The organism is Pseudomonas agarici, assembly GCF_900109755.1.
GTDB classification, from domain to species: domain Bacteria; phylum Pseudomonadota; class Gammaproteobacteria; order Pseudomonadales; family Pseudomonadaceae; genus Aquipseudomonas; species Aquipseudomonas agarici.
In genome coordinates this window covers 145,160-153,029 of sequence record NZ_FOAR01000013.1, presented here as the reverse complement: position 1 = coordinate 153,029, position 7,870 = coordinate 145,160, and the positions used below count along the sequence as shown (strand labels likewise).

General features: G+C 59.0%; 6 protein-coding genes and 1 pseudogene. 4 read left to right on the top strand and 3 right to left on the bottom strand.

Going from position 1 to position 7,870, the window contains the following annotated elements; translation table 11 throughout:
• Positions 1-432: 432 nt before the first annotated feature.
• The 3 genes and pseudogenes from BMX68_RS14095 to BMX68_RS14085 form a co-directional block, all read left to right on the top strand.
• A pseudogene (locus BMX68_RS14095) lies at positions 433-612 on the top strand (IS5/IS1182 family transposase); the annotation flags it as partial.
• Between the two features lie 137 nt (positions 613-749).
• On the top strand, positions 750-3,005 hold the full coding sequence (locus tag BMX68_RS14090; protein ID WP_017131750.1) for an Orn/Lys/Arg family decarboxylase: 2,256 nt from the start codon (positions 750-752) through the stop codon (positions 3,003-3,005).
• Between the two features lie 14 nt (positions 3,006-3,019).
• Positions 3,020-3,580 (top strand): GNAT family N-acetyltransferase, encoded by a 561-nt coding sequence (locus BMX68_RS14085; RefSeq protein WP_039792495.1) that lies wholly within the window; start codon positions 3,020-3,022, stop codon positions 3,578-3,580.
• Between the two features lie 41 nt (positions 3,581-3,621).
• Here the strand turns inward: BMX68_RS14085 and BMX68_RS14080 are convergent, their stop codons facing one another.
• On the bottom strand, positions 3,622-4,518 hold the full coding sequence (locus BMX68_RS14080; RefSeq protein ID WP_017131752.1) for a LysR substrate-binding domain-containing protein: 897 nt from the start codon (positions 4,516-4,518) through the stop codon (positions 3,622-3,624).
• 99 nt (positions 4,519-4,617) lie between these two features.
• Positions 4,618-4,857 carry a hypothetical protein gene (locus tag BMX68_RS14075; protein ID WP_017131753.1) on the bottom strand — a complete coding sequence of 80 codons (240 nt, stop codon included), beginning with the start codon at positions 4,855-4,857 and terminating at the stop codon, positions 4,618-4,620.
• Between the two features lie 216 nt (positions 4,858-5,073).
• Here BMX68_RS14075 and BMX68_RS14070 point away from each other — a divergent pair, with 216 nt between their 5' ends.
• Positions 5,074-5,631 carry an NADPH-dependent FMN reductase gene (locus BMX68_RS14070; RefSeq protein WP_017131754.1) on the top strand — a complete coding sequence of 186 codons (558 nt, stop codon included), beginning with the start codon at positions 5,074-5,076 and terminating at the stop codon, positions 5,629-5,631.
• A 139-nt stretch (positions 5,632-5,770) separates the two neighbouring features.
• On the opposite strand, the gene BMX68_RS14065 is transcribed toward BMX68_RS14070, so the two are convergent.
• Positions 5,771-7,669 carry a type VI secretion system Vgr family protein gene (locus tag BMX68_RS14065; protein WP_017131755.1) on the bottom strand — a complete coding sequence of 633 codons (1,899 nt, stop codon included), beginning with the start codon at positions 7,667-7,669 and terminating at the stop codon, positions 5,771-5,773.
• Positions 7,670-7,870 lie beyond the last annotated feature (201 nt).

Below are 7,870 nucleotides of genomic sequence, written 5' to 3'. Positions count from 1 at the left end.
CGCGCTGGCACGGCAACTCACGGCGTAATCATTCGCGCCATGCCGAACCTGATAAATTTAAACCGAGGTAGACGCTAACAAAGCGGAAAAGGAATGACTGTAAGATCCATCCCAAAAATAGCTAGGAATGTTCGGCAATGACCTTTAGCCAGGCGCTTACTCGAAGAAAGATAAAAATCACCTTTTAAGATAAAGGCAAAAATACACTACCCCTTATGCGTATTTTTAACGGCCACAGTGGGCGCATACCACACGATGCAACACGCTAAGTGCCGAGGCTGGATCTACCGTCCATTGAAAAAGTCACCCTCGCCGAACTCACTTTTACACATACAACCAATGCAATTAAACTTTGACTACCCAATCTACCGGACCTTCGATTTAGCCGAATTGAATACTCGTTAACTCGTTGTGAAACTTTTGGACCACTTCCGAAACAGCTTTCCAAATAGAGACCTGGACAGAGGTCTTTATTGAAGTCGGTATTTGGTCGAGAGCGCTTTCGCCTGGTTGAAACACTACCGGGCCTTGGCGTCTCGATTCGACAAGCTCAAGAGAAACGATGAGAACGTGGTTCCCATGGCATGCGCCTTCCCTTGGCTACCCATGTGAAACGACAAGAGACCCAGTGTTTTTTTCAGCGGTTTTTTGTTACAAGAGGTCTCGCTTCAGTTCACATGTAGGGCAAACAGCTTCTACCCTGAAGGAATTGGCGGACAAGGTTCTGTCGCTTCAGGATTGAAATGCCCATGTACAAGGATTTGAAGTTTCCGATCCTGATCGTGCACCGCGATATCAAGGCGGACACTGTCGCCGGGGATCGGGTACGGGGAATCGCCAAAGAACTGGAGCAGGACGGCTTCAGTGTCTTTGGTGCCGTCGACTATGCCGAGGGCCGCCTGGTCGCTTCGACTCACCATGGCCTGGCCTGTATGTTGATTGCAGCCGAGGGGGCCGGGGAGAATACCCACTTGCTGCAGAACATGGTCGAGCTGATTCGCCTGGCGCGGGTCCGGGCGCCGGATTTGCCGATCTTCGCCCTGGGCGAGCAGGTCACCCTGGAAAACGCACCCGCCGATGCCATGAGCGAACTCAATCAACTGCGTGGCATCCTTTATCTGTTTGAGGACACCGTGCCGTTCCTGGCGCGGCAGGTGGCCAGGGCGGCACGCAATTACCTGGATGGCCTGTTGCCGCCCTTTTTTCGTGCCCTGGTGCAGCATACCGCCGACTCGAACTACTCCTGGCACACACCGGGTCATGGCGGTGGCGTGGCCTATCGCAAGAGTCCGGTGGGGCAGGCGTTCCATCAGTTTTTCGGGGAAAACACCCTGCGTTCCGACCTGTCGGTGTCCGTACCGGAGCTGGGGTCGTTGCTGGATCACACCGGCCCGCTGGCCGAAGCCGAGGCGCGAGCGGCACGTAACTTCGGTGCCGACCACACGTTCTTCGTAATCAACGGTACTTCGACCGCGAACAAGATCGTCTGGCATTCGATGGTCGGTCGTGACGATCTGGTGCTGGTGGATCGCAACTGTCACAAGTCGGTGTTACATGCGATCATCATGACTGGCGCCATCCCGCTATACCTGTGCCCGGAGCGCAACGAACTGGGGATTATCGGCCCGATTCCCCTGAGCGAATTCAGCCGGGAGTCGATCCAGGCGAAGATCGATGCCAGCCCGCTGACTCAGGGACGCACGCCGAAGGTCAAGCTGGCGGTGATCACCAACTCGACCTATGACGGCCTGTGCTACAACGCCGAACTGATCAAGCAGCGCTTGGGCAACAGTGTCGAGGTGCTGCATTTCGACGAGGCCTGGTATGCCTATGCGGCCTTTCATGAGTTCTTCGCCGGGCGCTATGGCATGGGCACCTCGCGAGCCCCGGACAGCCCACTGGTCTTTACCACCCATTCGACCCACAAACTGCTGGCGGCCTTCAGCCAGGCCTCGATGATCCATGTGCAGGACGGCGGTGCGCGACAGTTAGATCGCGACCGTTTCAACGAAGCGTTTATGATGCATATCTCCACGTCGCCGCAGTACAGCATCATCGCCTCCCTGGACGTCGCCTCGGCGATGATGGAAGGCCCGGCGGGACGCTCGCTGCTGCAGGAAATGTTCGATGAGGCCCTGAGCTTTCGCCGTGCCTTGGCTAATCTGAGGCAGAATATTGCTGCCGATGACTGGTGGTTCACCATCTGGCAGGCCCCGCGGGCGGAGGGCATCGATCGGATCGAGACGGCAGACTGGCTGCTGGAGCCACAGGCCGATTGGCATGGCTTTGGCGACGTCGCCGAGGACTATGTCCTGCTGGATCCGATCAAGGTCACCCTGGTGATGCCGGGCCTGACGGCGGGCGGTGCGTTGAGCGAACGCGGGATTCCGGCGGCGGTGGTCAGCAAGTTTCTCTGGGAGCGCGGCCTGGTGGTGGAGAAGACCGGTCTCTACTCGTTCCTGGTGCTGTTCTCCATGGGGATAACCAAGGGCAAATGGAGCACTCTGCTCACCGAACTGCTGGAGTTCAAACGTAACTACGACGCCAATATCAGTCTGGCCAGTTGCCTGCCGTCCGTCGCGAAACAGGGGCTGGCGCGTTATCAGGGGATGGGGTTGCGTGACCTGTGTGATCAACTGCACGGCTGCTATCGCAGCAATGCTACGGCCAAGCACCTCAAACGCATGTATACCGTGCTGCCGGAAGTTGCCATGAAACCGGCCGATGCCTATGACCGTCTGGTCCGTGGCGAGGTCGAGGCCGTATCGATTGATGCACTGCAAGGTCGGATCGCAGCCGTCATGCTGGTACCTTACCCACCGGGCATTCCGCTGATCATGCCCGGTGAGCGTTTCACCGAAGCAACCCGCTCGATTATTGACTACCTGGCCTTCGCCCGGACCTTCAACAGCGGCTTTCCCGGCTTCGTCGCGGACGTGCACGGCCTGCAACATGAAGACGACGGTCATGGCCGTTGCTATACCGTCGATTGCATCAAGGATTAAGGACAGTTCGCCCTATGCATTTAGTCATGAACCCGAAAGACCCTGAGGTCTCGGTCCGGGTGGCCGACGAGGGCTTCTCCGAGTACATCTGGGGTAGCGATTTTAGTTTCGAAGTCAAGGCCTATGGCCGGGCCGAGATAAACCGCAGGGTCGACCAATGGCCATTGGTCGCGGTGACGCCGTATCGCAAGTGCTATGGGATCGATCCCGAGGAGTTCGCCAGCTATCGAGGGGCGACGGACAGTGCGATTTTCATGGCCTATCTGGATAGCCGGGCAGTCGGGCATGTGGTGGTCAGTACCAACTGGAACGGCTTCGCCCATGTTGACGAATTGGCGGTCGATGCGCAGGCGCGCCGCCATGGCGTGGCCAAATCGCTGCTGGATGTGGTGCGGTTCTGGAGCCATAAGAAAAACCTGCCGGGCGTCATGCTGGAAACCCAGAACAACAATCTGGGGGCGTGCCGGCTCTACGAGCGTTGCGGTTATGTGCTGGGCGGAATGGATCACCTACGCTATCGCGCAATTGATGCCCAGACTTGCGAGGTGGCGCTGTTCTGGTATCTGTTGTTCTAGTGACCTGTGTGGTGAGTTCTATTAGTCAATGAATCCACGGATCAGGTCGGTGCCAACATTGCTTCGGCTTTTTCGCCGACGATCTCCAACAAAGCCTTCTGCGCGGCTGAAGGCTCGTGCTCCTTCAAGACCAGGGCATACAGGGTGATGGGGATGGCCGGTGACAGCGGGCAGACATCCAGACCGCTGGCTCTGGCCCCTACGGCTGTGAACGGGTCGACGATCGCCAGGCCTTCCCCGGCTTCGACCATGCTGCGCATCATCTGGTAGGTTTGCACCCGCGTCTGCACAACCGGCTGCGGACGTAAGGCCTGCAGCTTGCTATCGAGCAGCAGACTGAGGGTGTCCTGTTCCTCCAGGCCGACCATCGATTGTCCCGCCAGGTCTTGTAGGGAAATGTATTTTTGTCGGGGTTGCAGCCAGCCGTGAGGGGCTAGCAATTGCAGCTTGCCCTGGGTCAGTGCCTCACATTGAATCTGCGGATGTTCGGGGTCGTGCAGGCTCAGGCCCAGCTCGATTTCGCGTAGCAGCAGGCCACGGGCGATGTCGCGGGTGTGCTGGCTCGAGAGTGTGCAGGGCGTTTCGCGAAAGCGTCGACGCAGCGCCGCGACGCTTTGCGGGAGCAGTTGTTGGGCTAGCGGCGGGGTACAGATCACCCTTAGGGGCGGGGCCTGATGCTGGCGCAGATCGCCGGCCAGGCGCCGCAATGGCTCCAGTTCCCGGTATAAGCGACTGATTAGCGGTTGCAACTCGCGGGTTTCGTGCGTTGCCTGCATTCTCCCGCGCACGGTGGCGAACAACAGAAAGCCCAGTTGCTGCTCGGCTTCCTGCAAGGTTGCACTGAGCGTGGGGGCCGGCAGTTGTAGCAACTCAGCGGCGGTGCCGAGATTGCCGGTCTGCACGATGGCCTGGATTACTTCGATATGGCGTAAACGCATGCTTGAAGTCCATGTCCAGCACAGAGGAGGTCAGTGGACTGATCCTAACTCAAGTTGGCTCGCAAGACTGCAGTTCGCGCAATGGCTGATAGCCATGAGTTATGAATCGACTACGGCCCTCGCGGGTTCGCGGATGATGGTGATCCCCGACTGCACCAGCAGGAATTCCTGATCGTCGAGTTTGTTGACACGATCGCCAATGGCGAGCTTGTAGGTGATGACCGGTTCCGTGCCAGCCAAACCGTCAACGGAAGGCATCGATTCCTTGAACTCATGCACGGAATAGACACGGCCTTCCGCGTCCCTGGCATGAAATTGTCCGACGAGTACTGCGGCCATCTGTTTAGAACCTCTGGAAGTGAACGCTCGATTTACCGCCCAGTAGACCCCTGTTTGGTGAGGGAAGTTTTGCGGCGTGGAAAAAATAGTCCACTCATCCTACGGGTTCTGAATGTCGTGTAGGGCGATGCCGAGCTGGAGATGAGAAAGATTCTCGAATAACGGCGTTCGATCATCTATACTGGGGCGTCTTTATCCCGACTATCAGGAATGTCCATGAGCAATGTCCATACCGTCGCTGTCCTAGTCGGCAGCTTGAGAAAACAATCGTTCAACCGCAAGGTCGCGCAGGCTTTGATCGATCAGGCACCGGCCAATCTCCAATTGAAGATTGTCGAGCTCGGTGAATTGCCGCTCTATAACGAAGATATCGAGGATGTGCCGCCGGCAGCTTATACGACGTTCCGCCAGCAGATCGCTGGTGCCGACGCGGTGCTGTTCGTGACTCCGGAATACAATCGTTCAGTGCCTGGCGTATTGAAGAACGCCATTGACGTCGGTTCCCGCCCCTATGGCAAAAGTGTCTGGAGCGGTAAGCCGGGGGCGGTGATCAGCGTATCGCCAGGCGCTATCGGTGGCTTTGGCGCCAACCATCACCTGCGCCAGTCTCTGGTGTTCCTCGATGTGCCGTGTATGCAGCAGCCGGAAGCCTACTTTGGTGGGGCAGGCAGCGCCTTCGATGAGTCAGGCAAGCTGGCGGAGCGGAGCGCCGCGTTCCTGCAGACCTTTATCGATGCCTATGCCCAGTGGGTCGAACAGCACAAGAAGGCCTGACTTTCAGGCGGCTGGCCTCAGGGGCAGGGATCGCACTGTCCCTGGAGGTCAGCCATGCTTCTCGGATCTCTGCCGTGCCAATCATCGCCGATGACTTGCGCGACCGGCACATGATCGGCTACCGACAGCACCGTGACGTTCAGTGCGGCCCTATCGGCTTAATCAACCATTCATAGACGCTGTTCAGTTCATCACGGCAGGTATCGGGGCTGTTGTTCGAGCTTGCCTGGAGAAGGGCCAGGTGTTGAGCGAGACTCCAGTGTTGCCTCAGGTAGTCGTGCAGGGCCACGCACTGCCCGGGATAGAGCAACCAGAGCTGTTCCGGGGTATGGCTGAGCTCCAGCGCCAGCCGATGTTTCTGGTCTGGACTCAGCGCGGCGACGCCTCGGCTATCGCTGCGGCCTTCGAGCAGGATGTCATCGCGGCCCATGCGCGTCAGTGCCTTGAGGTCCGGTCGTGGCATGCGCACGATGTACCAGAGACTGTCGCATAGGCAGCGGCCAGGGTTCTGTGGTTGTTCGTAGAGGTAGATTTCTCCCGGTGCAGCGGGGTCGTCCGACGCCGTGGCAGGGTGCCGCGCCGCGGGATTGCATGAGCCGGGTTGAAGCGTTGGCTGCTGATCCGCAGGCATGGCATCGGCTGGGATATCGCTGTCCCTGCCGGCCAGAAAGCCGCAGATCACTAGTTGGTCCGGGTCATGGTCGACACAATCGACCAGCACCTGACTACCCACGGGCAGCGCTTTTCCTTCGGCAATGCCCACGGGAATCCAGCAGCCGGGAAGGTGGGTCGCCGAGTGCAAGGCATCTTGCAATTGGATCGGCAGTCGCCCTTGGGCATCCGCCTGTATCGATTGTCCCGGCGGACCAAGCACGGTGCCGACCTGATAGCCCTGCCACCGCGCGCGTACCTGGCGCAAGGCCGGGCGAAACGGTGTGGCCCAGGGCATCGCCGTGAAGTGATTGCCGTAACCCTGGGTCTCGAAGTGCTCATCGGACAAGGGGACTTGCCCGTATTCGTCGGTGAGTCGCCCAAGTGCCTCGCCCCGCCATCGTTGCTCGCCCCAGTGCTGGACTTCGATGATCAACCACTGGTCGTTGAGTGTCGGGCGCGGGTGACCGCTCAGACGGCGTACATCACCGCAGTGCAATTGCCCCAGGTTGCTGCTGCCCTGAACCTGCCGGCCCTCACAGCGCAGCCGCTCCAGGGTGCGTCGGCTGCGCTGTTGCGCATGGCGTTGCTGCGGATCGGCAATCGCCGAGTACAGACCATAGGCCGCCGCCTGATTGGCGGCGCCGTCATGCTCTGGCGCTGTGCTCCAGGGTTGCTCCGACCAGGGCGGATAAGCGATCACGGGCGTGCGATGGTTGTCGGGATGGGCGAGCATCGCGTGACGTTCGTGGAGTCGGCTGATCACTGGCTTGCCATGGGCAGGCAGCGTTTCACAGTAGGGGACGGCGCCGGGGCGCTCGCGAAAGGCCTGGGGATCTTCGGCGAATACCACGACGTGCTGGCCGGGGCTGTGTTCGAAGTGATAGTGGATGCCTTCCTCCTCACAGAGCCGGTTCAACCACTGCAGGTCGTCCTGATCGTGCTGCTGGCACTGTGGGCGCGGTGGGTAAGTGCCCTGGTCGAGTTCGAAGCGATAGTCGGCAGCGCTCAGGCCATGGCTCTCGAGCAACTGCCGGAGAATGTCGGGGACGCTCAGGTTATAGAACACCCGGCGCCTGGTATTGCGTTCCAGAAGCTGCAGGCGCGGGCCCAGCACCAGCCGGTAGTGACACAAATCCGGGTTGAGGTAGCGGCTGCTGATTTGATGGATCAGCCCATGGGCGCCTTCTTGCGCCTGCCCGAAGCTGAGGAAAGCCGGTTGCTGCTGCAGCGCGTGCAGATCCAGTTCTGGGTCCTCGCCCAGCAGTTCGATTTCAAAGCGATAGGGCCGGTTCAGGGCCTCACGCCCATTGAAGTGAATGACCTGAAAAGGCGTTGCGAAGGGGAAGATCGCCAGTGAGAACAGTCGTTCCTTGTCCTGAGCCATTGCATCTCTTCTTATAGGGGATTTTGCGGCAGAGGGTACGAAACGGCGCGGGCGCCTGGACAGAGCAAAACAGCTTTTGGGAAATTGCCTACGATGATCTGAGCAGAGTCGTAGCGATTATCAGGTTTTGGTCGATCAGTCACTTTTTGCCGTATAAACTGCGCGCAAAGCGTCGGCCAATAAATGTCACGACGCCACTGA

Coding starts and splice junctions, on each gene's coding strand:
- BMX68_RS14090 (WP_017131750.1), top strand. CDS start 750: ATGTACAAGGATTTGAAGTTTCCGATCCTGATCGTGCACCGCGATATC.
- BMX68_RS14085 (WP_039792495.1), top strand. CDS start 3,020: ATGCATTTAGTCATGAACCCGAAAGACCCTGAGGTCTCGGTCCGGGTG.
- BMX68_RS14080 (WP_017131752.1), bottom strand. CDS start 4,518: ATGCGTTTACGCCATATCGAAGTAATCCAGGCCATCGTGCAGACCGGC.
- BMX68_RS14075 (WP_017131753.1), bottom strand. CDS start 4,857: ATGGCCGCAGTACTCGTCGGACAATTTCATGCCAGGGACGCGGAAGGC.
- BMX68_RS14070 (WP_017131754.1), top strand. CDS start 5,074: ATGAGCAATGTCCATACCGTCGCTGTCCTAGTCGGCAGCTTGAGAAAA.
- BMX68_RS14065 (WP_017131755.1), bottom strand. CDS start 7,669: ATGGCTCAGGACAAGGAACGACTGTTCTCACTGGCGATCTTCCCCTTC.